Source organism: Cryptosporangium aurantiacum (genome assembly GCF_900143005.1).
Classification (GTDB): Bacteria; Actinomycetota; Actinomycetes; order Mycobacteriales; family Cryptosporangiaceae; genus Cryptosporangium; species Cryptosporangium aurantiacum.
In genome coordinates this window covers 455,259-481,562 of sequence record NZ_FRCS01000007.1, presented here as the reverse complement: position 1 = coordinate 481,562, position 26,304 = coordinate 455,259, and the positions used below count along the sequence as shown (strand labels likewise).

Below are 26,304 nucleotides of genomic sequence, written 5' to 3'. Positions count from 1 at the left end.
GACCCGCGTGGGCAGCCGCAGTGGGAGCGACGGACCGGGCGCCTGGACGCTACCCCGCCGGGCACCGTCCTACCGCCCATTGAATAAGTAGCCGCTGAGTGTCGTTGTGATCCGACCGCGCACCGCGGAGCGCGGCAAGCGCAGCGTTACCTGTCGGCCGCATCCGCGTGCACGTCAGGGCAGTGGCCTGCGGAGAATGTAGTTGAAGCCGAACTCTGTCTTGCTGGTTCGGACGTCGAGGTACCCGAGCCGTTGGTAGAAGCCGTGCGCGGTGATGCTGGCGCCGGTCTCCATGAAGGCGTAGCCGTCGGCTGCGGCGAGAGCTTCGAGGTGGCGCATCAGGCGACGGCCGATACCTCGGCCGATCGTTCGCGGGTGGACGAACATCGTGTAGACCTTGTTGCCGTCCCGGGACACAGTGCCCACGACTTCACCCTGTTCAACGGCGACGAACATCTGCCGCTCGGCGGCGACGCGCTCGATGTGCCGCGGAGAGAAGTGTGCGCACATCAGGTCGATCGTGTCGTTCGGATAGTCCCGGCTATTGACTTCGCGCAGGCATCGCTCGATGACGTCGGCGACGGCAACACAGCGGAACTGCGTCCGAGTGAGAAGGAAATGACGACGAACGCCACCGGAGCGACACCGGCGGCCTGCCAGGTGCCGAGTTCTCCGGCGAGGAGGACGAGCCCCACGTAATCGACCAAATTGCGCGCCGCGACGGCTCCAAGCTCAGTATGGGCGAGACCACCGGCGGCTAGGCAGGCGAGGGCACCGCACCCGACGGTCAGGGCGACCAACGCCGCGTCGTACCGGGAGATCGATCTCACGGCCGTCGGCTCGGTTCCGCCGCCACGCGCGGCCAGGCAGATACCGAGCGCCATGGCAGGAAGTACAGGCAGCGCCGCCGCCAACGGTCGGCTGCCGCCCGAGCCGACCAAAGTTCTCATGGCTCCCCTCGGTGTCACGACGCGGCGGCGGTCGGCGTTCGAGGGTGGCTGGTGGCGGGTCCGGCCGGCCAACAGGTACAGGTCGCCGCCACGTCGTCGGCTAGCCTGCCGTTGTGGCGAGCGCCGAGCTGGATGAGTTGATCGTCGCGGACGCCGAGGCGCTGCGCGCGTGGCTGTCGGCCAACAACGCGACGTCACCCGGCGTCTGGCTGGCCCTGACCAAGAAGGGTGGCACAGTCACCACGCTGACCTGGCAGCAGGCGGTCGACGAGGCCCTCTGCTTCGGCTGGATCGACGGGCAGGCCCGGAAACGGGATCACGAGACCTCCTGGATCCGGTTCACCCCTCGAAGCCCTCGCAGCTCCTGGTCGCAACGCAACGTCGCCCACGTCGCCCGGCTGGAAGCAGAGGGGCGGATGCTGCCCCCGGGCCGCGCGGCGGTAGACGCCGCAAAAGCGGACGGGCGTTGGGCGGCGGCCTATGCCCCGCCGTCGGAAGCCGAAGTACCCGCCGACCTCCTGGCCGCCATCGCCGCCGTGCCGGCCGCCCAAGCGATGTTCGACGTGCTCACCAAGACCAACCGGTTCGCCCTCATTCACCGCCTCAACGCCGTCAAACGGGCGCAGACCCGGGAACGAAAGATCAGTGAGTTCGTCGCCATGCTGGCCCGCCACGAGACGATCTACCCGCAGAAGGCCAAGCCGCTGAACTCGCCGTGATCGGCACCCGCAGCCGGGAGCTGGCCTGGGTGACTGAGGTGATTCCATTTCGCCTATGTCAGCATTGATTACACAGGGTAGTAGCTTCGTATCTGGACTAGGTACATTCTCCTCGCACACTCGAGATGGCCCCGCAAGATTGGCGTGTGCTCATGTCCGAGGAGCCGGCGGATTGCACGATCCGGCCGCTGGCTGACGTCGCCGTGAATCCGGCGTCGTACGAGCGGGCGGCTTTCCTCGCCGATGCCGGTCGGCAGCTCGCCGGTGGCCTGGGCGTCGACGGCCTGGTGCGGCGTGCGCTCCGGGCGTGCGTGCCGAAGGTCGCCGACTGGGCGCAGCTAGTCGTGCCCGCGGACCGGGGCGCCCGCTGCGTCGCCGCGGACGCGGAGACCGCCGACCGGCTGTCCGCGGTCGACGTCCCGCGCCCCACGACGACCGGCGCGCTGTCCGGTCATGCCAGGGTCATCGCCACCGGCCGCCCGGAGACCGTTCCGGTCGCACCCGGGCCCGGCTTCGCGGAGTCGCTGGCGCCGTGGGTCCCCGGCGCCGACCGCGACGACCGCCTGGCTCGGTTGCGCCCGATGGAGCTGGCCGTCCTACCGCTGGTCGCGCGCGGCACCCCGTTCGGCACGCTGACGCTGGCCCGCCGGGCCGGTCAGGGCTTCGACACGGACGAACTCACGTTTGCCGGTGAGGTCGGTGCGCGGATCGCGGTGGCGCTGGACTCCGCGCGGGTCCGCGCCGCGCAGGCCGAGATCGCGGACGCGATGGCCGCTACCCGGCGGCCGCCCTCCCTACCGGAGACCCCTGGGCTGGAACTCGGCGTCCGGCACCGCCCGGGATCCGGCCACGGCGACGGCGGCGGCGACTTCTACGACGTCCTCGGCGAACCGGGCGACTGGGTCATCCTGCACGCCGATGTCATCACGACCGGCGCGCAGGCGGCGGTCGTCACGGCCCAGGCGCGGCACACGGTGCGGGGCGCCGTCTACTTCGAACGGCGACCCGCCGAGATCCTGCGCGCGCTCAACGCCGCGCTCGCCGCGCCGTTCCCGGACGACTCGGCCCGGCTGCTCACCGCGGTCTGCGCCCGGGTCCGGACTCGCCGGGACGGCGGGTTGGAGGTGACGCTCGCGTCCGCGGGCCATCCGAGACCGGTGCTGATCCGGCGCGGCGACGACCCGGTGGAGCTACCGGTCCAGGGGCGGCTCTGCGGCGCGCTGGCCACGACGACCTACGAGGAGATCGGCACGGTGCTCGCGCGCGGGGACCTGCTCCTGCTGTTCAGCAACCGGGTCCCGGACGCCAAGGGCTCCGAAGGGCGGTTCGGGCTCGATCGTCTGACGACGCTGGCCGCGCGGTTCGCCGGAGCACCGCCCGCGGCGCTCGCCGAGGTCGTGGACCTGGCGGTCGGCGAGGTCATGGCCACGCGCCCCGGGGAACACGCAGACGATCTCGGCCTCGTCGTCCTCGGCGCGCCCCTCCACTGAGGTCAGGTCAGTCTCTGGCCTGCTCCCGCAGGCAGTGCGGGCACCAGCCCCAGAACACGATCTCGGTCTCCTCGACCAGGTAACCGGCAGCGTCCGCGGGCGCCACGCACGCCGCGTCACCGGTCAGCCCGCCGACGTCGGCGACCCGGCCGCAGGAGCGGCAGACCAGGTGGTGATGGCGATCGCCGCTCTCCCGCTCGAACCGCGCGGGCGACCCGGCCGGCTCGATCCGCCGCACCAGCCCGGCCGCGACGCAGGCGGCGAGCACGTCGTACACGGCCTGGGTGGAGACCGTGCCGAGCCGCTCCCGGACCAGTTCCGTGATCACCTCGACGGTCGCGTGCGGATGGTCCGCGAGGACGTCGAGCACTGCGAGGCGCGGCCTCGTCACCCGCAGGCCCGCCTCGCGTAACTCGATCTCGGTCTCCGAAGCCATCCCGCTCAGGGTCCATGGCGTTCTGAACCGAGTCAAGCGGTCGTTTCCTCTTGACGGTAACCGTGCTCGACGGAGCAGACTCGTCGCGTCGAGTCCCGGCCCGAGGAGCGCACCATCACCGAGAACGACCAGATCACCGACAGCCCGACCGGGTGGGTCGCCAAACACGTCCGCTCGTATCTGGACACCGACGGCCGCGTCGGCCACAACTACCACGGGTCACCGACGTTGTTGCTGACGACCCGTGGCCGGCGAACCGGCGCGCTGCGGCGCACCGCGCTCATCTACGGACGCGACGGCGAGAACTACCTGCTCGTCGCGTCCAACGGCGGAGCGGACCGGCACCCGGCGTGGTACCTCAACCTGACCGCCGACCCGGCCGTGACGGTTCAGGTCGGCTCCGAGGTGTTCGCGGCCACCGCGCGGACCGCCGACGCCGCCGAGAAGGCGGCGCTGTGGGAGCGGATGACCGAGGTCTTCCCGCGCTACGACCTGTACCGCACGAAGACCGAGCGCGACCTTCCCCTGGTGATCCTCGCGCGCGTCTGACCGCGCACGACGGCCGGGTGGACGCGCTTGTCCACCCGGCCGGTGGCGTGGAGGTGCGGGTCAGCCCGCGACCGGCACTTCTTCGGACGACGTCACGGGCGCCGCCGTGTTCGGGACCACGGCCGGTTCGGCTGCCGTGCCGCGCCGCGGGATGAACGTGGCCAGCAGCGCGGCGACCAGCGCGGCACCGGCGGCCATCGCCAGGACGACCCGGAAGCCGTCCTGCGACGGCACCGAGACCGGGCCGAGCGCGACGGTCATGTTCGCGAGGATCGCGCCGCCCACCGCGCTGGCGAACGACGTCCCCAGCGAACGCATCAGCGTGTTGAGGCTGTTCGCGGCCGCGGTCTCGGTGCGCGGCACCGCCGCCATCACCAGCGCGGGCATCGAGCCGTACGCGAACCCGATACCGGCGCCGATGACGCAGCTCGCGAGGACCAACTGCCAGATCTCGTCCATCATCACGGCGGCGGACAGGTAACCGACGGCCACGATCACCGCGCCGAGGATCAGCGTCAGCTTGAAGCCGCGCACCTGGGCGATCTTGGCCGAGAGCGGCGCGGCGACCAGCATGACCAGGCCGGACGGGGCCATCACCAGGCCGACCGCGAGCATGCTCTTGCCGAGGCCGTAGCCGGTGACGACCGGCAGCTGCAGCAGTGTCGGGATGACCAGCGACATCGCGAACATCGAGAAGCCGAGGCCGATCGACGCGGCGTTGGTGAACAGCACCTGGCGTCCGGCGGTGATCCGGAGGTCGACCAGCGGTTCGGCGCTGCGCAGCTCCCACCAGCCCCAGGCTCCGAGCAGCACCACGGCGGCGGCGAACAGTCCGAGCGTGAGCCCGCTGGTCCAGCCCCAGTCACTGCCCTTGGAGATCGCCAGCAGGAGGCTGACCAGCGCGGCCGACAGCCCGACCGCGCCGACGAAGTCGAAGCGTCCGCCGGTCCGCACGGTCGAGTGCGGCACGAACGCGACGACCAGCGCCCCGACGATCGCGCCGAGCGCCGCGGACACCCAGAACAGCACGTGCCAGTCGGCGTGGTCGGCGATCAACGCGGCCGCGGGCAGGCCCAGGGCGCCGCCGATTCCCAGTGAGGCGCTCATCAGCGCGGTCGCCGATCCGAGCTTCTCCGGCGGCACGGTGTCACGCATCAGGCTGATGCCGAGCGGGATGACACCGGCGGCGGCGCCCTGCAGGATCCGGCCGATGATCATCGGCGTCAGGCTGTCACTCAGGGCCCCGACGACCGACCCGACGACCATCAGCGCGATGCTGAACAGCAGCAGGTGCCGCTTGCCGAACATGTCGCCCAGCCGGCCGACGACCGGCGTGGCGACCGCGGCCGCGAGCAGCGTCGCGGTGATCGCCCACGCGGCGTCGCCCGCCGAGGCGTTCAGCAGCGACGGCAGCTCCGGGATCAGCGGGATGATCAGCGTCTGCATGAGCGACACCGCGATGCCACCCAGCGCCAGCACGGCCACCACGAGGTTGGTCCGGTCGGTTGTGGTTCGCACGAAGGAGGACCCTTGTCTCGTCGAATTAAATCAGTTGCTTGACTTACACTCGCCGAAGAGGTTGCCTAACGCAACTCTTTGTAGGGTGCACTCAGTCACAGCGAGGTGAACATTGCGCTCCGGTACCGACCGCTCCAGCGCGACCCGGGACGCGATCCTGGACGCGGCAGAGCAGCTGTTCGCCGAGCGAGGCCTGTCGGCGGTGTCGAACCGCCAGGTGAGCGAAGCCGCGGGGCAGGGCAACAACGCCGCGGTCGGGTACCACTTCGGCACCAAGGCCGACCTGGTCACGGCGATCGTCCGGCGGCACAACCGGCTGATCGCGGACCGGCGGCGGGAACTCGTCGCCCGGATCGCGGGCTCCGACGACCCGCGCGACTGGATCTCCTGCTGGGTCCGCCCGGCGACCGAGCACCTGGACTCGCTCGGCACGCCCACCTGGTACGCCCGCTTCAGCGCGCAGGTGATGGCCGATCCGGGGTACCACGAGATCGTCGTCGCCGAGTCCCTCTCCGACCCGATGCTCGGCGAGATCCTCGAGGGCCTGAACCGGTGCGCCCCACCGATGCCGGTCGAGGTGCGGCTGCAGCGCAACTACATGACCCGGCAGCTCGTCGTCAATCTGCTGGCCGACTGCGAGCGCGCGCTCGCCGGTGGGCAGCACGAGCCGTGGGTGAGCTGGGCGAAGGCGTCCACCGGCCTGATCGACGCGCTGGTCGGCCTCTGGCTGGCCCCGATCACTCCCCCGCCGTCGTGACGGCGAGCGGGCAGGCTCGGCGGCCGCCCCGTGCGGCTGCACCGATGCGGGCTCGCTCTATCGTTGGCGGATGCCCTACAGGACAGCTCGATGACGCAGGTGATCCGCTCCGCCGCCGAGGCCGAGGCGGTGGCCGGGGAGCTGGCGCGCACGTTCGCCGCCGGCGCTGCCGACCGTGACCGGACCCGCCGGCTCCCCGGCACCGAGCTCGACGAGCTCTCGCGCTCCGGGCTCCTCGGCATCGCGGTACCGGCCCGGTTCGGTGGTGCCGAGGTGCCCGCCACGACGCTGGCGACCGTGTTCGCGATCCTCGCGGCCGCCGACGCCAGCATCGCGCAGATCCCGCACAGCCATTTTGTCTTCCTCGACGCGCTGCGACGCACCGGCAGCGAGGCCCAGCAGGAGCGGTTCTTCGCCGAGGCGCTGGCCGGAGCGCGGTTCGCCAACGCCCAGTCGGAGCGCGGCGGACGGACGATCACCGACGACGCGACGACGCTGAGCCCGCGCGAGGACGGCACGTACGTGCTCGACGGCGTGAAGTACTACAGCACCGGCGCGCTGTTCGCCGACTGGCTCGTCGTCCGCGCCGTGCGGGCAGGCGTCCCGGTGCCGGACGGCGCACCGGTGCCGAAGGCACTGGTCTACCTGCGCCGGGAGACGCCGGGGGTGGCGGTCGACGACGACTGGGACGGCATGGGCCAGCGGACCACCGCCAGCGGCACGGTCCGGCTCGAGGGCGCGGTCGTCGACGAGGACGCGGTCGTGGCGTACAACGCGCTGTTCGAAGGGCCGACGACGTACGGCGCTCGCGCCCAGCTGCTGCACGCCGCGCTGGACGTCGGTCTCGCGCGCGGGGCACTGGCCGCGGGTACCGAGCAGGCCGGGCGGGCCCGGCCGTGGTTCGAGGCCGGTGTCGACCGCGCGGCCGACGATCCGCTGCTCATCCAGCGCGCGGGTGAGCTCGAGATCGCGGTTCGCGCGGCGGAGGCGCTGCTGCGCGAGGCCGGCGCCGCGATCGACGCCGCCGAGGCCGCGCTGACGGCCGAGACCGCGGCCGCGGCATCGATCGCGACGGCGGTGGCCAAGGTCGCCGCCAGCCGCGCGTCGGTGGACGTCGCGTCGGCGCTGTTCGAGCTCGGCGGCACCCGGGCGGCGTCGGACTCGCTCAACCTGTCCCGGTTCTGGCGGGACGCGCGGACCCACACGCTGCACGACCCCGAACGGTGGAAGGTCCAGCACATCGGCCGCTGGACGCTGTCGCGCACACCACCGCCGCGCCACGGGCTGCTGTGAGCAGGGCATGAAGATGCCCCCGGCTTCCCCTCCGGGGGCATCCCCGACTGTACCTCGGTCACTCCCGGCGCGTCCGCGCCACGACCGCGGCCGCGACCTCGCGCAGCTTGCGGTTGGCGTTCTGTGACATTCGCGTGAGCTGGGTGAACGCCTGCTCGGCCGTGCAGCCGTGCTCGGCCATGAGGACGCCTTTCGCCTGCTCGATGACGGCACGGGACGCCATCGCGGCGCGCATCCCCTCGGCCAGCTCCGCGGTCGAGGCGTACAGGTGGGCGTTGGCGACCGCGACCCCGGCGTAGCCGGCGAACAGCGTGCCGAGCTCACCGGCCCGCTCGTCGAACGCGTCCGGGGTCGTGGCGTAGATGTTCAGGGCGCCGATGATGTGCTCCTGGACCGGTAGCGGCACCGACAGGCTGCTGGTCGCGCCGCACGCCGCCGCGCCCGGCGTGTAGTCCGGCCAGCGCGTCTCGGTGGCCATGTCCGCGATGAACAGCGTCTCGCCGCCGCGTCCGGCGTCCATGCACGGCCCGAACCCGTTCCGGTACTGCCGCTCGTCCAGCTCCAGGGCCAGCGTCCCGGTGAACGCGGCGGTCCGGGGCCGCTCGTTGACCAGCAGCGTCACCGAGACCTCGTCGGCACCCGGGATCGTGTCCCTGGCCAGCACCGCGACCCGCTCGAGCACCTGCTCCAGCGGGGTGTCGGCGAGGGCGATGCGGCCGAGCTCGGCCAGGCTCAACGCCGTGTCGGCTGAGACCGCGCTCCGACCGCCTGCGTTGGTGTTCATGCGAGTTCCGATACCCACTGTTCGGCGACCCATGCTCTCGGTCAGCAGCGGCGTCCGGCGTTGAGGCAGTCGACGAGCCGGTCGGTCGAGGCGGGCGTGCGCACGTTGACGAAGTCCGCGTGGTCGGTGAGCGGTGCCCGCCGCTGGTCGGGGAAGCTGTCGATCGCGAACGACGCCCCGACCGGCACGTCGTAGGTCAGCGTGATCGTGAGCTTCGGGATCGGCACCGTTCCCGCCCGGCACGCACCCCGGGCGTCCGGGAAGACGACGTGCGTGCGGTGGTTCGCGCTGTCGGTGTTGCGGCCGTCCCAGCAGCTCGGGAACTCCAGGATCCGGGTGAGGCCGCGGCCGTCCGGACAGAGCGGGTACCGGTCGGTCGTCACCCGGTCGGTGAACCCGCGGCAGGTGAACCGCGCGTGTGCGTTCCGGCCGCCGCCGGTCACCGCCTTGGCGTCCCCGGTGATCACCCGGAGGAACTGCGGTGGGGCGACCACCGGCGCGAACGGGTTGCCGGAGAAGACCAGCGACGCCGTGGGGCGCAGCACCAGGCCCACGTTCCGATCAGACTCCTGTTCGCCGGGGAACCGGGCCTGCTTCGTCGCGTCGACGAGGTCGCGCAGCACCGGCCAGTAGTACGCCGACCGGTCGCCGCGGTCCCGGCAGGTCGTCGGCGCGGCCGCCAGGCTGCGGTCGGTGGACGCGGCGGACGTGGTCGTGTTACCGACGTAGTCGTGCAGGTGGTGCGCGCCGTTGGTGATGCCCGGCGTGACGATCATGTTGTCGGAGTTGTAGTGGCCGTCCTCGTTGGAGCCGCACTGCGCGGTGAGCGTGCCGTCCGGCGCCGGAGCGGCCCGCACGCGCGGGACCTTCTCGATCGCCACGAAGTCAGCGGTCACCGGCCCGGGCCGGTCGTGCGCCGGAGCCGCCGGGCTCGCCCGCCGCGGTGCGGGCCGGTCCTCGGTTCCCGCTATCCCGGTCACCGTGATCCCGACGAACGCGCCGCCGGCCATCGCCAGCACGACGATCCCGACGACGAGCGCGATCATCCTTCGCTCGGTCAGCGGCCACCTCCTCCGGCACCCTCCAGCATCGGTCCCGGGGACCGCGAGCACAACGCCGAGCGCGGCACCGGCAAGATCGCCACAGCCGAGGTTTTGGAGGGCGGATGAGGTTCGACGGCCCGGTGCCGGACGTCCGGACGCTGGAGGCGCACGCCGCCCAGATCTCCACCGTGCGGCTCCGGCTGGCCGCCGTCGGGTCGGCGTGCCGGGAACTGCGCTGGGACGACGCGTCGTTCGGGTCGCTGTCCGGGTGGATCGCCGACGCGCTGGAGCGGGTCACGGTCCGGCAGGCCGAACTCGTCGAGTACGTGGCCGAGAACTTCGCGCTGTTCGCCGACGATCTCTGGGACTCCGTCGCGGCCCGGGAGACGATCGCGGACGATCCGGTCCCCGCGCCGGTCGTCATCCGTAGCCCGCAGATCCTGCAGCGGTCCCCGGCCCAGTACGCGCATCTCCACGCCCGGATCACCGACGGCGAGTGGATCGACCCGGCCCTGACGCCGCTGTTACCCGGCGTCCCGCTACCGACCAGGGACATGCTGCTGAGCGCTGACCCGCTCGCCGTGCTCCCGGCGCGCGGGCTCGACTGGACGACGAGCTACGTCGACCCGGTGCGGGGCGTCCTCCGTGGGCTGACCGGCTACCCGGTCGTCGTCGCCGCCCAGGCCGCAGCGCTGCACGGCACCGCGGCCGACCTGCACGCCGTCCGCTCCGACCTGCAACGCACGCTGCGCCCGGTGCTGGCCTGGCCCGGACGCGACGTCGACCAGTACCTCGGGCTGATGACGCACAACCTCGACGCGATCGCCGGGCTGGTCGGCACCGCGACCGCGATCGCCCTCTGCGCCGAGGCCGCGCAGGCGCTCGTCGCGGCCGTGCGGGGCCACGTGCAGGAGCGGGCCGCCGCGCTCGCCGACCAGGTGGTGCGGCTGGCGGATGACGCCGACTCCCCCGCACACGCCGTGCCCGCGCTCACCGTGGCGGTCGCGGAGTGCCACCGGCACGCGTTGCGGCAGGTCGCGGCGCTGGTGTCCAGCCTCACCGACCTCGCTGAACTCGTGGAGCGCTAGCGGGACAGCTCGTCGAGCAGGAACGCCTCGGCGCGGACCGCGGTGGTGAACATCGGCAGCGACAGGCTCTCGTCGATGCCGTGCCACCGGCTCGCCGGGTCGCCGACGCCGGTGACCAGCACCGCCGCACCGGGGAACGTCCGCGCGAACTCGGCGATGAACGGAATCGACCCGCCGATCCCGATCTCGACCGTGCTGTTGCCGTAGGCCTCGGCGAACGCCCGCCGGGCGGCGTCGTAGGCGGCACCGCGCGTGTCCAGGGCGAACGGCTCGGCCACCCCGAACGCCGGCGCGACCTCGACGTGCGCTCCCCACGGCACGTGTGCCCGCAGGTGGTCGGAGAGCAGGTCGCGCGCGGCCACCGCGTCCTCACCGGGCGCCACCCGCAGGCTGACGAACGCGCGTGCCCGCGGCAGCAGGACGTTCGACGCGTTGGCAACCGCGGGCGCGTCGATCCCCAGCACCGCGACCGCCGGTGCGTGCCAGATCCGCTCGGCCAGCGTGCCGGAGCCGAGCATCTCGACGCCGTTGAGCACGCCCGCTTCGGCCCGGAACTCCGCCTCCGGCTGGTCCAGCGTCGCCGCGTCGGTCCCGGTGTTGCGGCGCAGCCCGGCGACCGCGACCTCGCCCTTCTCGTCGTGCAGGCTCGCGAGCGTGTGGCAGAGCGCGGTCAGCGCGTCACCGACCGGGCCACCGTAGACGCCGGAGTGCACCGGGTTCTCCAACATCGACACCTCGACCACCACGTCGACGAGCCCGCGCAGGCTGGTCGTCAGCGCGGGGACGTCGACGGCCGGGTTCGCCGAGTCCGCGATCACGATGACGTCCGCGGCCAGCAGTTCGTGGTGCTCGCGCAGCAGCGCGGGCAGCGTCGGGGAGCCGGATTCCTCCTCGCCCTCCACGAACAGCGTCACCCCGACGGGCGGCGCACCGCCGTAGGCGCGCAGCACCGCGAGGTGGGTCATGACGCCGGCCTTGTCGTCGGCGGCGCCGCGGCCGTACAGCCGGCCGTTCCGCTCGGTCGGCTCGAACGGCGGGCTGGTCCAGAGCGCGTCACCGCCGGTCGGCTGGACGTCGTGGTGCGCGTAGAGGAGCACGGTCGGCTGCCCCGGCGGGGCGGGCCAGCGCGCGACGACGGCCGGCGCGCCACCGTCGGCACGGATGATCCGCACGCTCTCCGGATTCAGCGCCTCGGCGAGTGCGGCGACCGCGGCGGCGCTGGCCTCGGTGTCGGCGGCGTGCGCCGGGTCGGCCCAGATGCTCGGGATCCGCACCAGCCGCTCCAGGTCGGCGCGGGCGCCGACGATGACGCCCTCGACCGCAGACGCGATCGCGGGTCGGTTGCTGCTCATCGTCCCTAGCTCCCGTCCTCGGGCATTCCCTCCGGGAACACCACTCCCTTGTGCAGGATGAAGCAGCTGTACGGCTCGCTCTCCAGCGTCTGGACGACCGCGTAGACGTCCTTCGCCCGCCGGTAGAAGTCGTGGCGCGGCACGACCCCGTACTCCAGCGCGACCGGGTGCGCGGCCCGGGCCAGCTCCAGCGCCGAGTCCTGCACCGGCGTCGTCAGCGTCGGGTCGTCCTTGACCTCCATCCGCTCCAGCGGGTGCGCGACGAACGCGTCCAGCGGGAACACCGAGAGCAGGGCCCCCAGCACCCGGAGCGCACCGCTCTCCCCCAGCCGGACGACCGGCCGTCCCGCGCTGAACGCCGGGTAGTTGCGGTCGACGAGCAGCAGCTGGTCGCCGTGGCCCATCTCGTCGAGGATCTTGAGCAGATCACCGTTCAGCAGCGGGTCGATACCTTTGAGCACGTTCGGGAGCCCCTTTCCGAAGTCCGGCCCCACTATGCCACCCGGTCACTACGGGCCATCCGGCTCATTCGCGCACCACGCGGAACGTCTCCAGGTCCGGATCGGAGGCATCCGGGATCGTCATGCCCGCGGCCTTGCCCGCCCGCAGGTACTCGACGACCGGCGCGGTGAAGCGCTCGCCGGGCAGCACCGCGGGCACGCCGGGCGGGTACGGGCTGATCATCTCCGCGGCGATCCGCCCCACCGGGTCCTTGACCTGCTCGGTCCGCGCGAAGAACGCGTCCCGCGGGCTCATCGCCTGTTCGAGGTTCAGCTCGTCCAGCGGCGGGATCGCCAGGGACGGCCGGTCCGGCTTCGGGGGCGCGGCGGCGAGCGCCTCGAACGCGCGCGCCAGCCGCTCGATCGCGGCGTCGTCGTCGGCGTAGCTGAGCGCGCAGATGACCCGCCGCGCGTCGCCGAGCTGCGCGAGCACCTTCTGCTCGGACTCGAGCCACGCGCGTGCCTGGTAGCCGGTGATGCCCAGGTCGGCGACCTCGACCGACAGCTTCAACGGATCCCACTCGGCGACGCTGTCGTGCCCGATGATGTCCGGGCCCATCACCGCGAGGCCCGGCACCGCGCCCAGCCGCTCGCGGAGCCGCGCGGCCCGCTCCAGCGCCTGCCCGAGCAGGTGTTCGCCCTCGGCGGCCAGGTGCCGCCGCCACCCGTCGATCGACCCGTAGAACAGCGCCGACGGGCTCGTCGTCGTGATCAGGTCCAGCCGCAGCCGCAGGTCGACCGGGTCCACCAGGTCCCCGTGGCCGAGCAGGATGATCGACGACTGGCAGAGGCCGCCGCCCGCCTTGTGCAGGCTCTGGATCGTGAGGTCGGCACCCGCCCGCACCGCGGCCGTCGGCAGATCGGGGTGGAACGGGAAGTGGGCGCCCCAGGCCTCGTCCACGAGCAGCGGCACACCGCGCCGGTGACAGGCCTCCGCGATCCCCCGCACGTCGGCGCCGGTGCCGTACTCGGTCGGTGTGATCGCCAGCACCGCGCTGACGTCCGGGTGACGCTCCAGCGCCTCGCTCACGTCACCGGCCGTCGCCGGGTGCGCGATCTCGTTCTCGTAGTCCCAGCGCGGCCGCAGCCAGACCGGTTCCGCGCCGGCCAGGATCAGCGAGGCGACCACGGACTTGTGGACGTTCCGGTCGATCAGAATGCGGCGTCCCGGTCCGGTCACGGTGAGCAGCGCGGTGTGGATCGAGATGCTCGAACCACAGGTCGTGAACACCGCGTCCCGGGCGCCGACCGCGTCCGCGAACAGCTTTTCGGCCTCCGGCACGGCCTGCTTGGCGACCTCGATGTCCGCCTCGAAGACGCCCCGTGACAGTGTCGCGGCGGTCCGTTCGTCCACACCGCGGCCGAGCCGATGGCCGGGCAACCCGAACGAGTAGGTCCCCGCGTTCCGGAACTCGTCGATGGTCTCCAGCACCGGAGCACTCTCTTGATTCATGGAAGGAGGCTTACCTCGGCCGTGGCCGAGGTAAGCCTCCTCACCGAGAGCGTCAGACCAGGTCGTATCGGTCCAGGTTCATGACCTTGACCCAGGCGTCGACGAAGTCGCGCACGAACTTCTGGTTCGCGTCGTCGCTCGCGTAGACCTCGGCGACGGCACGCAGCTCGGAGTTCGAGCCGAACACCAGGTCGACGCGGCTGCCGGTCCACTTGACCTCACCGGTGGCGCGGTCGCGCCCGGCGAACGTGGTCGCGTCGGCCGAGGTCGGCGTCCACTCGGTGTCCAGGTCGAGCAGGTTCGCGTAGAAGTCGTTCGTCAGCACGCCCGGCGTCGTGGTGAAGACACCGACGTTCGACTGGCCGGTGTTCGCACCGAGCACCCGCAGACCACCGACGAGTACGGCGGTCTCCGGCGCGGTCAGCGTGAGCAGGTTCGCCCGGTCGATCAGCAGGTACTCGGCGGGCAGGCGGTGCGCCTTCCCGACGTAGTTGCGGAAGCCGTCCGCGCTCGGCTCGAGCGCGGAGAACGACTCGACGTCGGTCTGCTCCTGCGACGCGTCGGTGCGGCCCGGGGTGAACGGCACCTCGAGCTCGACGCCGCCGAGCCGCGCGGCCCGCTCGACGGCCGCCGAACCGCCGAGCACGACGAGGTCGGCCAGCGAGACCTTCTTCCCACCGGTGGCGGAGGCGTTGAACGACTCCTGGATGCCTTCCAGCGTCCGCAGCACCAGCGCGAGCTGGTCCGGGTCGTTGACCTCCCAGCCACGCTGCGGCTCCAGCCGGATCCGGCCGCCGTTCGCACCACCGCGCTTGTCGCTGCCGCGGAACGAGGACGCCGCCGCCCACGCCGCCGAGACCAGCTGCGACACCGACAGGCCGGACTCCAGGATCTGCTTCCGCAGCGCCGCGGTGTCCTCGGCGTCGATCAGCGGGTGGTCGACGGCCGGGATCGGGTCCTGCCAGAGCAGCTCCTCCTGCGGCACCAGCGGGCCGAGGTAGCGCTGCTTCGGGCCCATGTCACGGTGGGTCAGCTTGTACCAGGCCCGCGCGAACGCGTCGTTGAACGCGGCCGGGTCCTCGTAGAAGCGGCGCGCGATCGGCTCGTAGATCGGGTCGAAGCGCAGCGCGAGGTCGGTGGTGAGCATGCCGGGGGCGCGGACGAGCTCGCCGGTCTCCGGGTCCGGCACGGTGTTGGCCCCCGCGCCACCCGCCGGCTTCCACTGCCAGGCGCCTGCCGGGCTCTTGTGCAGCTCCCACTCGTACTCGAACAGGTTCTTGAAGAACCCGTGGCTCCACCGGTTCGGCGTGGAGGTCCAGGTGACCTCGAGACCGCTGGTGATCGTGTCGCGGCCCTTGCCGCTGCCGAAGTTCTGCTTCCAGCCGAGGCCCTGCTCCTCGAGCGGGGCGGCCTCCGGCTCCGGGCCGACCGTCCCGGCGTCACCGGCGCCGTGGGTCTTGCCGAGCGTGTGGCCGCCGGCGATCAGCGCGACGGTCTCCTCGTCGTTCATCGCCATCCGGCGGAACGTCTCGCGGATGTCGCGGGCCGCGGCCAGCGGGTCCGGGTTGCCGTTCGGGCCCTCCGGGTTGACGTAGATCAGGCCCATCTGTACCGCCGCGAGCGGGTCCTCCAGCTCGCGGTCACCGGTGTAGCGCTCGTCGCCGAGCCAGGTGCGCTCCGGGCCCCAGTACACGTCCTCGTCGGGCTCCCACACGTCGGCGCGGCCACCGGCGAAACCGAACGTCGTAAAGCCCGCGGTCTCCAGCGCGCGGTTACCCGCGAAGATCATCAGGTCGGCCCACGAGATCTTGCGGCCGTACTTCTTCTTGACCGGCCAGAGCAGGCGACGGGCCTTGTCCAGGTTGCCGTTGTCCGGCCAACTGTTCAGCGGCGCGAACCGCTGCATGCCGGCACCGGCGCCACCCCGGCCGTCCTGGGTCCGGTAGGTGCCCGCGCTGTGCCACGCCATCCGCACGAACAGGCCGCCGTAGTGACCACTGTCCGCCGGCCACCAGTCCTGCGAGGTGTTCAGGACCTCGTCGACGTCCCGGGCCAGCTCGTCGAGGTCGAGGCTCAGGAACTCGGCGGCGTAGTCGAGGTTCTGGCGCCACGGGTCGGACGCGCCCTGGTGCTTGCGGAGGATGCTCAGGTTGAGCTGGTTCGGCCACCAGTCGCGGTTGCTTCCCCCCTCGGTCGGGTGGTTGAAACGGCCGTGCGCGACCGGGCAGCCGCCCGCACTCTCCGGCTCGTTGATCTCACCGACGACGGCGTTGGGCTGTTCGTGTTCGGACAAAGAACGTCCCTTTCAGGAAATGTGGAGAGCTGGGACTGTCGGGGAGCGTCAGGAGCCGGCCGTGGCCACGCAGGCCGGGCACAGACCCCAGTACGTGACCTCGGCCTCGTCGATCGCGAAGCCGTGGTTCTCGGAGGCCGTCAAGCACGGTGCAGCACCGACCGCGCAGTCGACGTCGGCAATCACGCCGCACGAGCGGCAGACCACGTGGTGGTGGTTGTCGCCGACCCGTGATTCGTAACGCGCGACCGAACCCGCCGGCTCGATGCGCCGCACCAGGCCCGCGTCGGTCAGTGCGCGGAGCACGTCGTACACGGTCTGGTGCGACACCTCGCCGAGGTCCGCACGCACGACACCGAGAAGGGAGTCCGTGTCCGCGTGGGGATGCTCGTACACCGCGTGCAGGACCGCCACGCGCGGACGCGTCACGCGCAGAGCGGCCCCACGCAGCAAACTCTCGAACTCCGAGGTGGTGGGCACACCCGAAGTCTCGCCGTTTATCTGGAATGAATCAAGTCTTGGACCGGCTCAAGATCTTCGTCACACCCAGGCCCTGACCAGCGGTTAGTGCTCGATCGGCCACCCGAGGCACTCCGAGATGCCGCGGCCCATGATCCAGTCCAGCTCGTCGGGCGTGAACTCGAAGTGCTTCGTGAACTGCTCGATGGTGTCGGTGTAGGTCAGGCCGTGGCCGAGCAGGCGGGTGATGTCGGTCCCCCAGAAGCACCGCTCGGGGCCCATCTTGTCGACCATCTCGCGGACGTACTTCTCGATGTTCAGGTTCGGGAACGGTTGCGTCGAGTAGCCGGGGATCGCCGACACCTTGACGTAGATGTTCGGGTGTTCGTACAGGTCAGCGGTCTCGGCCACCCAGTAGCCGATCGCGTCGTCGAGACAGCGGGCCATGATGCCCATGTGGTCGATGATGATCTTCAGGCCGGGGTGCTTCGCGGCGATCGCGCCCAGCTCGGCCTTCCAGATCGGTGCGTGGACCATCGTCGGGATGCCGAGGTCCTCGGCGACCGGCCAGTACCAGTCGTTGGTCCCGTCGATCATCCAGTTCCGGTCCTGCGGCCGATGAAACGTCAGCCGGACGCCTTTGACGTGCGGATTCCGGGCGAAGTCCCGGAGCATCGCGGTGCCCTCGGCCGGCTTGTTCTGCGGGATCCGCGCCATGATGCCGAACCGCTCGGGGTGGGCCTCGCAGGCCTCGAGGGCGTAGTCGATGCGATCGCCCTCCCAGGACGGCGGGACGATCAGCGCGCGGTTGACGCCGGCGTCGTCCATCAGCTCGAGGCACTCCTGGTAGCTGAACGGCTCCTCCCGATGCCCGTTGAGCCGGATCCGCTCGCGGGCCCCCGGCACCCACGGCCGGTCGGGGGTCTCTTCCTTCCAGAGGTGCACCTGGGTGTCGACGACGAACATGCGGAATCCTTTACTTTTCGAACCATCGCGTGAGGAAGTCGAGGAAGACCTGCACCTTCGCCGGCCGCCGCTCGCCGGGGCCGGAGATCGCGTAGAGCGAGCGGTCCGGCACCGGCGTGCCCGGCAGCAGCGGGACGAGGCTGCCCTCGGCCAGGTTCTCCTGCACCGGGCGCCGCGGCAGCAGCGCGACGCCCCGGCCGTGCACCGCGGCCTTCTGCAGCGCGATGTAGGAGTTGGACAGGAACGCGACCCGGCGGATCTTGTGCAGTGTGCTCGCGTGCCCGTGCCCGATCCGCCAGACCGGATCGTTCGCGTGCACCAGACAGTCGTGGTCGGCGAGCTCATTGGCGTGCCCGAGCTCACCGTGCCGCTTGACGTACTCGGGCGCCGCGCAGAGCACGAACGGCAACGACGCGACGCGTCTGAGCAGCACGCCGGAGTCGCGCAGGTCGCGGGTGTGGAACGCGACGTCGAAGCCGCTGTCCAGGAAGTCGTACGTGCGGTCCGACATCCCGCCGAGCTCGAACCGCACCGTGATCTTGGGGTGCGCGATCGCGAACGCCGCGATCGCGTCCCCGAGGTCGAGGCTGCCGATCCACTTCGGGCAGATCACCGAGAGCATGCCCTCCGGCCGGTCCCGCATCTGCGAGAGAACCTGGTCCTGCTCGTCGATCTCGCGGAGGATCCGCCGTGCGAAGTCCGCGTAGGCGACGCCCGACTCGGTCAGGCTCACCGACCGCGCGGTGCGGTTGACCAGCCGGGCGCCGACCTGTCGTTCCAGGTCGGCCACGTGCCGGGAGATCAGCGACCCGGACGTGCCGAGGGTCTTGGCGGCCCCGCTGAAACTCCCCTTGTCCGCGACCGTGACAAAACTGCGCATAGCGAGCAGCCGGTCCATCAGCTCATCCGATCTCGAGGCCCACCTTGCCGAGCGGCGCTCGGGACAGCGCGGCGAACGCGTCGTCGACCTTCTCCAACGGGTACGACGCGACCAGCGGAACCACGAGCCCGTCGAGCACCGCGTCGGCGAGCCGGTGCAGGAGGTCCACCGCCGGCGAGCAGTGGATGCCGTGGACGGCCAGGTCGGCGGAGTCCGGCGCGCCGCTCCGGGTGGCCGCCACCGCACGGCCCGGCACCAGCACCGGCCCGGCGAGCGCGGTGATCGCGTCGAAGTCGGAGGAGACCAGATCGACGATGCCGTGAACACCGTCCGGGGCCAGTACCCGCACCTGAGCGGCGACGTCACCGACCGTCCAGTCGACGGTCGCGTCGGCGCCGAGGCCACGGATGTGCTGCTCGGCGGCGTCGCCGTGTGCCGTCGCGAACACCCGCAGGCCGGCGCGCCGGGCCAGCTGCACCGCGAACGCGCCGACCCCGCCGGTCGCACCGTTGACCAGCACGGTCTCGCCCGGCGCGCAGGCCAGCGCGTCCACGCACTGCAGCGCGGTCGCACCCGCGACGCCGAGAACACCCGCGTCCTCGACCGACAGGCCCTGCGGACGATGGATCGCGAACCGGTCGGCCGGGATCGTGACGTACTCGGCGAACGTGCCGTCCCCGACGTACGGCCGTTTGACGAAACCGAACACCTCGTCACCGGCCGCGAACCGGGTCACGCCCTCGCCGACCTCGTCGACGACACCGGCGAAGTCACGCCCGAGGACCGCCGGGTAGCGGTGCTCCATCCAGCGGAAGAAACCGCCCGCCATCATCCGGTCCGACGGGTTGACCGAGGAGCGCCGCACCCGGATCCGCACCTCACCGGCGCCCGGTGGGCCGGGCTCCGCCGCGTCGGTCACCGCGGCGGTCGCCCCGGCAGCGGCCAGCACGTAGGCCCTCATCGCGACTCCTCGTAGAGGTGGCAGGCGACCTTGCTGCCGTCGTCCAGCAACTGCAGCGGCGGGGTCACCGTGTGGCAGACGTCCATCACCCGGTCGCACCGGTTCCGGAACGGGCAGCCGGCGGTCCCGCGCGGGATCGCTTCCTCCCGCTTGCCCTGCCGGTGCGCCGCGCGGCGGGCGCGGCGCCGGTCACGCCCTTCGGGGTGGGACGCCGGGCTCGCGGCGATCAGCGCCCGGGTGTACGGGTGCCGGGGCGAGTCGAACAGCTGGGCGGTCGGCGCGACCTCGACCAGCCGTCCGCCGAGGAGCACCGCGATCCGGTGCGAGATGTGCCGGGTGATGCCGAGGTCGTGCGCGATGAACAGGTAGCTCATCCCGGTCGACTCCCGCAGGTCGGCCAGCAGGTTGATGATCTGGCTCTGCGTCGACAGGTCGAGTGCGCTCACCGCCTCGTCGCAGACGACGAGCCGCGGCTCCAGCGCCAGCGCCCGCGCGATCGCCACGCGCTGCCGCTGACCACCGGACAGCTCCGCCGGATACCGGTTCAGGTGCGCGCGGGACAGGCCCACCCGCTCGAACGCCTCCGCGGCCCGCTCCGCCCGGTTGTCGACGCCGTGCCGCGCCAGCGACGTCGTCACCGCGCGGGAGACGACGTGCCGCGGGTTGAGCGAGGCGAGCGGGTCCTGGAACACGGCCTGGACCGCGCGCCGGTAGGACAGCGGCGTCGTGTGGCCCAGCTTCGTCACGTCGACACCGTCGAACGTGATCGTGCCGCTGGTCGTGTCGACGAGCCGCAGGATGGCCCGCCCGGTCGTGCTCTTGCCGGATCCGGACTCGCCGACCAGGCCCAGCGTCTCGCCGGGGCGGATGTCGAGGCTGACGTTGTCGACCGCGGTCGCCCGCCGGCGGCGCAAGCCCAGGGCCCGGCCCGCGTCGAAGTCGACGGTCAGGTCCCGGACGTCCAGCAGCGCCCGACCGTCCGGCAGCGCCCGGCCGTCCGGCTGCAGCTGTGTACTCACCGGGACGTCACCTCCAGCGTGAGTTCGTCGGCGCGTGCGCAGCGCACGTCGTGGACGAGCGGAACCGCCCGCTCGGTGCATTCGGTCCGGGCGTAGGCACAGCGCCCGGCGAAGTGGCAGCCGACCGGCCACTCCCCCGCGGGCGGCACCCGGCCGGGGATCGTCGGCAGCCGGACGACGTCGGCCTCGCTGGTCGGGTTCGCCGCGAGCAGCGCCGCGGTGTACGGGTGCCGGGGCTTGTCGAACAGCGACGTTACGTCGTTGACCTCGACCAGCTCGCCCGCGTACATCACCGCCGCGCGGTCGCAGCTCTCCGCCACCACACCGAGGTCGTGGGTGATCAGCAGGATCGCCATGTCCAGGTCGTCCCGCAGCTCCAGCAGCAGGTCGAGCACCTGGCTCTGGGTGGTGACGTCCAGGGCCGAGGTCGCCTCGTCGGCGATCAGCAGCCGCGGACCGGCCGCCAGCGCCATCGCGATCGCGACGCGCTGCGCCATGCCGCCGGAGAACTGGTGCGGGTAGTCGTTCAGCCGGCGCCGGGCGTCCTCGACGCCGACGCGGTCGAGGAGTTCGACCGCCCGCTCCCTGGCCGCCTTGCCGGTGAGCCCGGCGTGGGCGCGGAGCGGTTCGCCGATCTGCCTGCCGATCGTGTGCACCGGCGAGAGCGCGGACATCGGGTCCTGGAGCACGACGGCCATCCCCGCGCCGCGGATCTTCCGCATACCGCGGTGGTCGAGGTCGTCGATCCGCTTCCCTTCGAACCACACCGATCCGGACGCCAACTCGACGCCCGCCGGTAGCAACCCGAGCGCGGACCGGGCGAGCATCGACTTGCCGGAACCGGACTCGCCGAGCAGCGCGACGACCTCGGCCCGGCCGATCGCCAGCGACACATCCTGAACCAGCGGCGTCGGCCGCTTGCGCCCCTCCACGGCAACGGTCACGTCCCGGAACTCCAGAACGGCACGGCTCTCGGACACAACTGGTGCGGCCGGGCGCGGCGCCTGCGGCGTCGGGCGGCGGCGTTTGCGGCCGCGGCGGGACAGGCCGCGGCCGGTGCCGGTCAGCGCGTCGCCGATCCCGACGCCGACGATGTTGAACGCCAGCACCGTGAACACGATCGCCAGCCCCGGCGGGAGCGCCAGGAACGGCTGTTGCGTGTTGGCCGCCGCGTTGCTGAGCATCGCGCCCCAGGTGGGAGTCTCCGACTCCAGGCCGATCCCCAGGAAGCTCAGCGCCGACTCGACCATGATCGCCGAGGCCAGGAACACCGAGCCCTGCACGATCAGCGCACCGGCGAGGTTCGGCAGCACCTGCCGGAACAGGATGGCCGGTGTCCGCAGCCCGGCGACCTTGGCGGCGTCCACATAGAGCTTTTGTCGTTCGGCGAGCGCGACCGCGCGCGTGGTGCGGGCGAAGCCCATGCAGAAGATCAAGCCGATGGCCAGCATCAGGTTGAACAGGCCTCGGCCGAGCACGGCGATGACCGCGAACCCGAGCAGGATGCCGGGCAGCGCGTCCGAGACGTCGATCAGACGCGAGCCGAGCCGGTCGCGCCAGCCGCCGCGGTAGCCCAGCAGCAGCCCGAACGGAACGCCGATCGCCATCGCGATGCCGACCGAACCGAACGCGACGAGCAACGCGATCCGGGCGCCGTAGATCAACCGGCTGAGCGTGTCCTGGCCGACATCGTCGGTGCCGAGCCAGTGCAGCGAGGACGGGCCGCTCAGCGGGTGGTCGAAGTCCTTCTCGGTCGGCGCGTACGGCGCCAGCCAGTCCGCGAAGATCGCCGCACCCGCGACCACGAGCAGGAACAGCAGTCCGACGACCGCCGCCGGCTGCCGCAGGACACCGGTCAGCACGCGCCGCGAGCCGGCCGGGCCCGATCCGGTGTGCGCCGCCACCTCGGGGTCGGGTATCGATAAGTGGGTCATTGGGGACGCGCCTGGGGGTTGAGCAGGCCGTAGCCCACGTCGATGAGCAGGTTGACGACGATGACGAGGCAGGCGACGAGGAGCACGCCGCCCTGCACGACCGGGAAGTCCTTGCCGACCACGCTGGTCAGCATCAGGTTGCCGATGCCGGGGAACGAGAACACCTTCTCCACCACGAAGCTCGCGCCGATCAGGATGTTGACCGTGATCCCCAGCGCGGAGAGCACCGGGACCATCGCGTTCTTCAGCGCGTAGCGCAGCACGATGCGCCGCCGCGACACCCCGGCCGCGGTCAGCGTGTCGATGTACGGCGAGCCGAGCGCGGAGACCATCGCGGCCCGCGTCTGACGCGCGATCAGCGCCGACGACCCGAGGCCGAGCGCCAGCGACGGCAGCACGATGCCCTTGAACCAGGCCGCCGGGTCGACGTCCAGCGGGACATACCCGACGACCGGGAACCAGCCCAGCTGCACCGCGAACACGAGCAGCAGGATCAGGCCGAGCCAGAACTCCGGAATCGCGTTGCCGATCGACGTCACGCCGACCACCGCGCGGTCGGCGAGCGAACCCGGCCGGGTACCGGCGAGCACGCCCATGCCGATCCCGAACACGGCCGTGACCACCAGCCCCCCGCCGATCAGCGACAGGGTGGCCGGCAGCCGCTCCAGCAGCAGGTCGGTGACCGGCAGGGCCGAGCGGTACGAGACGCCGAGGTCACCGGTGACCGCGCCGCTGAACCACTCGCCCAGCCGCTCCCACATCGGCCGGTCGAGGCCCAGCTTGGCCTCGACCTGCGCGATGAGTTCCGGCGTCGCGTTCGAACCCAGGATCTCCGCCGCCGGGCTACCCGGCACGATGTAGGTCAGGGAGAACGCGAGCAACGCCACGAGCGCCAGCTGCGGTGCGGCGAGGAGGAGCCGGTAGCCGATGAGCTTGCTCATCGGCTACCCGCCGCCCCGGTGACCGAGGAGGTCACTTCGCCGCTCCGCTGGCCGGCTTCAGGTCGCGGTAGTTGATCAGGTTGGGCTCCCAGGCCTCCGCCGGGATGTCGACGCCCTCGACCTTGTTCGACTGGTACGCGATGAGCTCGTTGCTGACGACGTGCGTGCAGCTCAGTGCCTCGTCGGCGATGACCTTGGTGACCTCGCCCCAGAGCGCCTCGGCCTCCGGGCTGCTACCGGCGGCGATCGCCTTGTCCGCCGCGGCCTTGAGCGCGGGGCTCTCGGACTTCGACGGGTTGCCCGGCGCGTCGGCGGCGAAGTACGCCTTGTACCACTCGTACGGGTGAATCTGGTCGTTGTTGCCCATACCGAGCGGGTACTTGCCGCTGTTCCACTCCGACTGGAACTGCGGCGGAGCGGCGGTCTGCACCTTGATCGTGATGCCGGCGTCCGCCATCTGGTCGGCGTACACCTCGATCTGCGAACGGTTGAACGGCGCGGCGAGGATCGTGCCGCTGACCTTCGGGTTGCCCGCCTGGCTGATCAGCTGCTTTGCCTTGGCGACGTCGTGCGGGTATCCGGCGATCGCGGAGTTGTACCCCAGCTCACCCTCGGCGAAGTGCTGCGTCGCGGGCTTGCCGGAGATCAGCTTCGCCGCGACCGTGTTGTCCATCGCGGAGCACGCGGCCTGCCGGACCCGGACGTCGGCGAACGCGCCGCCCGTACCGCGGTCGAAGAAGATCACGTTGTTGCGGATCGCCGGGTATTCCACGGTCTCGATGCCCGGCGTGCTGTTGAACTGCTTCAGCTGCTCCGGCTGCGCGATCGTGACGTCGACCTGGCCGCTGGTGAGCGCACCGGCCGCCGCGTTCTCGTCGTCGATGTTGAACAGCTTCACGGTGTCGTAGGCGACCGCGTCGGTGCCGTCCCAGTAGTCCTTGAACGTGGTGAACACCATGTTCGTGCCGGGGGTGGACGCCGCCTCGTCGTAGGCCCACGGGCTGGTGCCGATCGGCTTCTTGGCGATCGAGCCGTCCTTGAGCGCCGCCGGGCTGGCCATCGGTGTCGCCCGCGTCGAGAGCGTGGTGAGCAGCGACGGCGTCGGACGGGCCAGGTTGAGCGTGACGGTCTTCTCGTCGGGGGTGTCGATCGACGTGATGACCTTCAGCGGACCGCCGAACGCGGTCGCGCCGTCCCGGACGAACTCCAGGTTCGCCTTGACGGCGGCGGCGTTGAACGCGGTGCCGTCGTGGAACTTGACGCCCTCGCGGAGCGTGAGCGTGAGGGCCTTGTCGCTTTCCTCCCACTCTGTGGCGAGAACCGGGCTGAACTTGCCATCCCGGCTCTTCGCGACGAGGGTCTCGTACGGCAGGCGCAGGAAGCCGGCCTCCATCCGCTGACCGGGGGCCCAGCTTTCGGGGAAACCGCCGGCGTTCACGTTCAGCGTTGCCGCACCGGTGCCGTTCTCGCTACTTCCCGAGTCGCCGGAACATCCGGCGAGCACCAGGGAGAGCGCGACGAGACCGGTCAGCAACGAGGCCGCTGACCTATGCCTTCTCATATGGACGCCTCCTTGCGTCTAAACAGCGTCAAAACAGCGAAATCGCAGGTGGACCGGCCGATCCGAACGAGTGGTAAGGACTGTAATGACGGTCACAGGCTCCTCATACAGTCGGATCGTCAACCTGAGGTTGCGTATCCGGAGCCCTCGACGAGCGTCAGGCGCCGACCAGGCGGCGGGGGTTCTCGACGGCCCTCAACCGGAGTCGTCCTCGGTGAAGCCGTTCTCCGGCAGCGGTCGGCGAGGAGCGCGAGGCCGACCTCGACCCGGGGAGCGCTCCCTCAGGGCGCCGCGCGCCGCGAGCGCCGCACACCGGCGTCGACGGGGGCGTCCACGGTCGCGGTGATCTCGTTACCGGAGAAATGACCGGTCGCCAGCACTATGTCGCGTTTCGCGACGAACGACAGCACGTCAGTGGCGCGGGCACCACCCAGCCGCGCTCGTCGACGACCGCGACCGGGTTGAGGCCGCCGACCGACGCGCGGGCAACGAAAGGGCCACTCAAGTGACCCAGGGTGCTACTTGATCGCGAAAACCGCGGAGGAGGCCTGGCCCTCGCCGAACTCCCATCCGGCCACCGCGTCGTACCCGGGCTGTTCGGAGACCCAGCGCAGGTCGAACGGGCAGTCGCCCGGGCCGAGGTAGTACGCGCCGTCGCTGCGGGCCCAGTGCGCGGTCAGGCACAGCATCCGGAGGTGGTCCCGCAGACGCGCGTCCGGCACCTGGCGGAGGACCTCGTCCCACTTCGGCTCGACCTTGGCGCTTCGCGTGAACGGGACCAGCTCGTCCCGGCCGCCGAACGTCCAGGTGGCGGCACGCATCGCGCCCAGCAGCGTGCCGTCGGTGCGGATCCGCGCGAGCCATTGGACCGACCCGATCAGCTCGTCGCTGTCGACCTCGTCGGCCTGCTCCTGATGCGCGAGCAGGACGCGCGCGAGGTCCGCGCCGGACACCGCGTACTCGGAGTCGTGCCGCGTCGAGGCGGCCGCCAGCGCGGCGCCGAGATCGCCCCCGAGCGGGCCGTCGTCACTCACCGTGCTCTGGTCGATCAGCCACACCGAGCGCGCGTGGTCGACCGGCCACACGTCCCAGCTGAAGTGGTTGTCGCCCACCGGGTCCCCATCGCCGTCGATCGAGTCGCCGTCGATCGAGTCGCCGCGGGCGATCGCTTCCAGGTCGACGTCGGCGCTCAGGTGGTCCTCGAGCGCCAGCACGGAGATCTCGTCGTTCCAGGCGTAGAACGCGTATTCGGAGGTCACCGGGTACTCCGCGAGCGGACGGCCCAGCAGCAGCGCCAGCGCGTCCCCGAGCTCGCGCTCCCACGCGTTCCGATCGTCCACAGTCAACTCCCTAGAGGC

General features: G+C 71.4%; 26 protein-coding genes. 6 read left to right on the top strand and 20 right to left on the bottom strand.

Annotation, left to right across the window (positions count from 1 at the left end; all coding sequences use genetic code 11):
• Positions 1–174: 174 nt before the first annotated feature.
• On the bottom strand, positions 175–510 hold the full coding sequence (locus BUB75_RS25045) for a GNAT family N-acetyltransferase (protein WP_084741665.1): 336 nt from the start codon (positions 508–510) through the stop codon (positions 175–177).
• Positions 510–884, bottom strand: a complete 375-nt coding sequence (locus tag BUB75_RS45455) for a hypothetical protein (RefSeq protein ID WP_143175383.1) — start codon at positions 882–884, stop codon at positions 510–512. Before BUB75_RS45455 ends, BUB75_RS25045 begins: the two co-directional genes overlap by 1 nt.
• A 179-nt stretch (positions 885–1,063) precedes the next feature.
• Between BUB75_RS45455 and BUB75_RS25040 the strand changes: the two genes are divergently transcribed.
• Together BUB75_RS25040 and BUB75_RS25035 are read left to right on the top strand one after the other, a co-directional pair.
• Complete coding sequence (locus tag BUB75_RS25040) at positions 1,064–1,669, top strand: YdeI/OmpD-associated family protein (protein WP_073260227.1); 606 nt, start codon at positions 1,064–1,066, stop codon at positions 1,667–1,669.
• Between the two features lie 152 nt (positions 1,670–1,821).
• Positions 1,822–3,159 (top strand): PP2C family protein-serine/threonine phosphatase, encoded by a 1,338-nt coding sequence (locus BUB75_RS25035; RefSeq protein WP_073260226.1) that lies wholly within the window; start codon positions 1,822–1,824, stop codon positions 3,157–3,159.
• Positions 3,160–3,166: 7 nt separating this feature from the next.
• Here the strand turns inward: BUB75_RS25035 and BUB75_RS25030 are convergent, their stop codons facing one another.
• A complete protein-coding gene (locus BUB75_RS25030; RefSeq protein WP_073260225.1) occupies positions 3,167–3,595 on the bottom strand; it encodes a Fur family transcriptional regulator in 429 nt (142 codons plus the stop codon).
• Between the two features lie 114 nt (positions 3,596–3,709).
• On the opposite strand from BUB75_RS25030, the gene BUB75_RS25025 reads away from it, so the two are divergent.
• Positions 3,710–4,144, top strand: a complete 435-nt coding sequence (locus BUB75_RS25025; protein WP_073260224.1) for a nitroreductase/quinone reductase family protein — start codon at positions 3,710–3,712, stop codon at positions 4,142–4,144.
• Positions 4,145–4,204: 60 nt separating this feature from the next.
• Here the strand turns inward: BUB75_RS25025 and BUB75_RS25020 are convergent, their stop codons facing one another.
• On the bottom strand, positions 4,205–5,662 hold the full coding sequence (locus BUB75_RS25020) for an MFS transporter (protein WP_073260223.1): 1,458 nt from the start codon (positions 5,660–5,662) through the stop codon (positions 4,205–4,207).
• A 112-nt stretch (positions 5,663–5,774) separates the two neighbouring features.
• On the opposite strand from BUB75_RS25020, the gene BUB75_RS25015 reads away from it, so the two are divergent.
• Together BUB75_RS25015 and BUB75_RS25010 are read left to right on the top strand one after the other, a co-directional pair.
• Positions 5,775–6,419, top strand: coding sequence for a TetR/AcrR family transcriptional regulator (locus BUB75_RS25015; protein ID WP_073260222.1), 645 nt, complete (start codon positions 5,775–5,777; stop codon positions 6,417–6,419).
• A 90-nt stretch (positions 6,420–6,509) separates the two neighbouring features.
• On the top strand, positions 6,510–7,712 hold the full coding sequence (locus BUB75_RS25010; RefSeq protein WP_073260221.1) for an SfnB family sulfur acquisition oxidoreductase: 1,203 nt from the start codon (positions 6,510–6,512) through the stop codon (positions 7,710–7,712).
• Positions 7,713–7,770: 58 nt separating this feature from the next.
• Here the strand turns inward: BUB75_RS25010 and BUB75_RS25005 are convergent, their stop codons facing one another.
• Together BUB75_RS25005 and BUB75_RS25000 are read right to left on the bottom strand one after the other, a co-directional pair.
• Complete coding sequence (locus tag BUB75_RS25005) at positions 7,771–8,496, bottom strand: GAF and ANTAR domain-containing protein (protein WP_073260220.1); 726 nt, start codon at positions 8,494–8,496, stop codon at positions 7,771–7,773.
• A 41-nt stretch (positions 8,497–8,537) separates the two neighbouring features.
• Entirely contained in the window at positions 8,538–9,542 is a 1,005-nt protein-coding gene (locus BUB75_RS25000) for a DUF1996 domain-containing protein (RefSeq protein WP_073260219.1), read from the bottom strand.
• Between the two features lie 119 nt (positions 9,543–9,661).
• Between BUB75_RS25000 and BUB75_RS24995 the strand changes: the two genes are divergently transcribed.
• Positions 9,662–10,627: a hypothetical protein gene (locus BUB75_RS24995; protein ID WP_073260218.1), complete on the top strand. Its 966-nt coding sequence runs from the start codon at positions 9,662–9,664 to the stop codon at positions 10,625–10,627.
• On the opposite strand, the gene BUB75_RS24990 is transcribed toward BUB75_RS24995, so the two are convergent.
• The 14 genes from BUB75_RS24990 to BUB75_RS24930 all read right to left on the bottom strand — a co-directional run bounded on the left by BUB75_RS24990 (position 10,624) and on the right by BUB75_RS24930 (position 26,286).
• Positions 10,624–11,979 carry a dipeptidase gene (locus BUB75_RS24990; RefSeq protein WP_073260217.1) on the bottom strand — a complete coding sequence of 452 codons (1,356 nt, stop codon included), beginning with the start codon at positions 11,977–11,979 and terminating at the stop codon, positions 10,624–10,626. The two genes, BUB75_RS24995 and BUB75_RS24990, sit on opposite strands and share 4 nt — an antisense overlap.
• Positions 11,980–11,984: 5 nt before the next feature.
• On the bottom strand, positions 11,985–12,440 hold the full coding sequence (locus BUB75_RS24985; RefSeq protein WP_073260275.1) for an RbsD/FucU family protein: 456 nt from the start codon (positions 12,438–12,440) through the stop codon (positions 11,985–11,987).
• A gap of 64 nt (positions 12,441–12,504) precedes the next feature.
• A complete protein-coding gene (locus BUB75_RS24980; protein ID WP_073260216.1) occupies positions 12,505–13,932 on the bottom strand; it encodes an aminotransferase class I/II-fold pyridoxal phosphate-dependent enzyme in 1,428 nt (475 codons plus the stop codon).
• A 52-nt stretch (positions 13,933–13,984) separates the two neighbouring features.
• The gene (gene katG, locus BUB75_RS24975; RefSeq protein WP_073260215.1) at positions 13,985–16,225 is read right to left on the bottom strand and encodes a catalase/peroxidase HPI; all 2,241 of its coding nucleotides are present in this window, start codon (positions 16,223–16,225) and stop codon (positions 13,985–13,987) included.
• 48 nt (positions 16,226–16,273) lie between these two features.
• Positions 16,274–16,705 (bottom strand): Fur family transcriptional regulator, encoded by a 432-nt coding sequence (locus tag BUB75_RS24970; RefSeq protein WP_073260214.1) that lies wholly within the window; start codon positions 16,703–16,705, stop codon positions 16,274–16,276.
• An 84-nt stretch (positions 16,706–16,789) separates the two neighbouring features.
• Positions 16,790–17,650 carry an amidohydrolase family protein gene (locus BUB75_RS24965; RefSeq protein ID WP_073260213.1) on the bottom strand — a complete coding sequence of 287 codons (861 nt, stop codon included), beginning with the start codon at positions 17,648–17,650 and terminating at the stop codon, positions 16,790–16,792.
• Positions 17,651–17,660: 10 nt separating this feature from the next.
• Complete coding sequence (locus tag BUB75_RS24960; RefSeq protein ID WP_073260212.1) at positions 17,661–18,548, bottom strand: LysR family transcriptional regulator; 888 nt, start codon at positions 18,546–18,548, stop codon at positions 17,661–17,663.
• A 4-nt stretch (positions 18,549–18,552) separates the two neighbouring features.
• A complete protein-coding gene (locus BUB75_RS24955) occupies positions 18,553–19,491 on the bottom strand; it encodes a quinone oxidoreductase family protein (protein WP_073260211.1) in 939 nt (312 codons plus the stop codon).
• Positions 19,488–20,510: an oligopeptide/dipeptide ABC transporter ATP-binding protein gene (locus tag BUB75_RS24950; protein ID WP_218617745.1), complete on the bottom strand. Its 1,023-nt coding sequence runs from the start codon at positions 20,508–20,510 to the stop codon at positions 19,488–19,490. The genes BUB75_RS24955 and BUB75_RS24950 overlap by 4 nt, the downstream gene beginning before the upstream one ends.
• Entirely contained in the window at positions 20,507–22,444 is a 1,938-nt protein-coding gene (locus BUB75_RS24945; protein WP_084741663.1) for a dipeptide/oligopeptide/nickel ABC transporter permease/ATP-binding protein, read from the bottom strand. The genes BUB75_RS24950 and BUB75_RS24945 overlap by 4 nt, the downstream gene beginning before the upstream one ends.
• On the bottom strand, positions 22,441–23,385 hold the full coding sequence (locus tag BUB75_RS24940; RefSeq protein WP_073260209.1) for an ABC transporter permease: 945 nt from the start codon (positions 23,383–23,385) through the stop codon (positions 22,441–22,443). The genes BUB75_RS24945 and BUB75_RS24940 overlap by 4 nt, the downstream gene beginning before the upstream one ends.
• A 31-nt stretch (positions 23,386–23,416) precedes the next feature.
• The gene (locus BUB75_RS24935) at positions 23,417–24,946 is read right to left on the bottom strand and encodes an ABC transporter substrate-binding protein (RefSeq protein WP_084741662.1); all 1,530 of its coding nucleotides are present in this window, start codon (positions 24,944–24,946) and stop codon (positions 23,417–23,419) included.
• A 281-nt stretch (positions 24,947–25,227) separates the two neighbouring features.
• A complete protein-coding gene (locus BUB75_RS47745; protein WP_245806301.1) occupies positions 25,228–25,356 on the bottom strand; it encodes a DUF6282 family protein in 129 nt (42 codons plus the stop codon).
• A gap of 108 nt (positions 25,357–25,464) precedes the next feature.
• Positions 25,465–26,286, bottom strand: a complete 822-nt coding sequence (locus BUB75_RS24930) for a hypothetical protein (RefSeq protein WP_073260207.1) — start codon at positions 26,284–26,286, stop codon at positions 25,465–25,467.
• Positions 26,287–26,304 lie beyond the last annotated feature (18 nt).

What these genes read in the sequence shown, in the direction of transcription:
- BUB75_RS25000 (WP_073260219.1), bottom strand. Translation starts at nt 9,542, where the DNA reads ATGATCGCGCTCGTCGTCGGGATCGTCGTGCTGGCGATGGCCGGCGGC.
- BUB75_RS25035 (WP_073260226.1), top strand. Translation starts at nt 1,822, where the DNA reads ATGTCCGAGGAGCCGGCGGATTGCACGATCCGGCCGCTGGCTGACGTC.
- BUB75_RS24995 (WP_073260218.1), top strand. Translation starts at nt 9,662, where the DNA reads ATGAGGTTCGACGGCCCGGTGCCGGACGTCCGGACGCTGGAGGCGCAC.
- BUB75_RS25045 (WP_084741665.1), bottom strand. Translation starts at nt 510, where the DNA reads ATGTGCGCACACTTCTCTCCGCGGCACATCGAGCGCGTCGCCGCCGAG.
- BUB75_RS24980 (WP_073260216.1), bottom strand. Translation starts at nt 13,932, where the DNA reads ATGAATCAAGAGAGTGCTCCGGTGCTGGAGACCATCGACGAGTTCCGG.
- BUB75_RS24960 (WP_073260212.1), bottom strand. Translation starts at nt 18,548, where the DNA reads ATGGACCGGCTGCTCGCTATGCGCAGTTTTGTCACGGTCGCGGACAAG.
- BUB75_RS24945 (WP_084741663.1), bottom strand. Translation starts at nt 22,444, where the DNA reads ATGACCCACTTATCGATACCCGACCCCGAGGTGGCGGCGCACACCGGA.
- BUB75_RS24965 (WP_073260213.1), bottom strand. Translation starts at nt 17,650, where the DNA reads ATGTTCGTCGTCGACACCCAGGTGCACCTCTGGAAGGAAGAGACCCCC.
- BUB75_RS24935 (WP_084741662.1), bottom strand. Translation starts at nt 24,946, where the DNA reads ATGAGAAGGCATAGGTCAGCGGCCTCGTTGCTGACCGGTCTCGTCGCG.
- BUB75_RS25005 (WP_073260220.1), bottom strand. Translation starts at nt 8,496, where the DNA reads ATGAACACCAACGCAGGCGGTCGGAGCGCGGTCTCAGCCGACACGGCG.
- BUB75_RS25010 (WP_073260221.1), top strand. Translation starts at nt 6,510, where the DNA reads ATGACGCAGGTGATCCGCTCCGCCGCCGAGGCCGAGGCGGTGGCCGGG.
- BUB75_RS25030 (WP_073260225.1), bottom strand. Translation starts at nt 3,595, where the DNA reads ATGGCTTCGGAGACCGAGATCGAGTTACGCGAGGCGGGCCTGCGGGTG.
- BUB75_RS24955 (WP_073260211.1), bottom strand. Translation starts at nt 19,491, where the DNA reads ATGAGGGCCTACGTGCTGGCCGCTGCCGGGGCGACCGCCGCGGTGACC.
- BUB75_RS24940 (WP_073260209.1), bottom strand. Translation starts at nt 23,385, where the DNA reads ATGAGCAAGCTCATCGGCTACCGGCTCCTCCTCGCCGCACCGCAGCTG.
- BUB75_RS24990 (WP_073260217.1), bottom strand. Translation starts at nt 11,979, where the DNA reads ATGAGCAGCAACCGACCCGCGATCGCGTCTGCGGTCGAGGGCGTCATC.
- BUB75_RS45455 (WP_143175383.1), bottom strand. Translation starts at nt 884, where the DNA reads ATGGCGCTCGGTATCTGCCTGGCCGCGCGTGGCGGCGGAACCGAGCCG.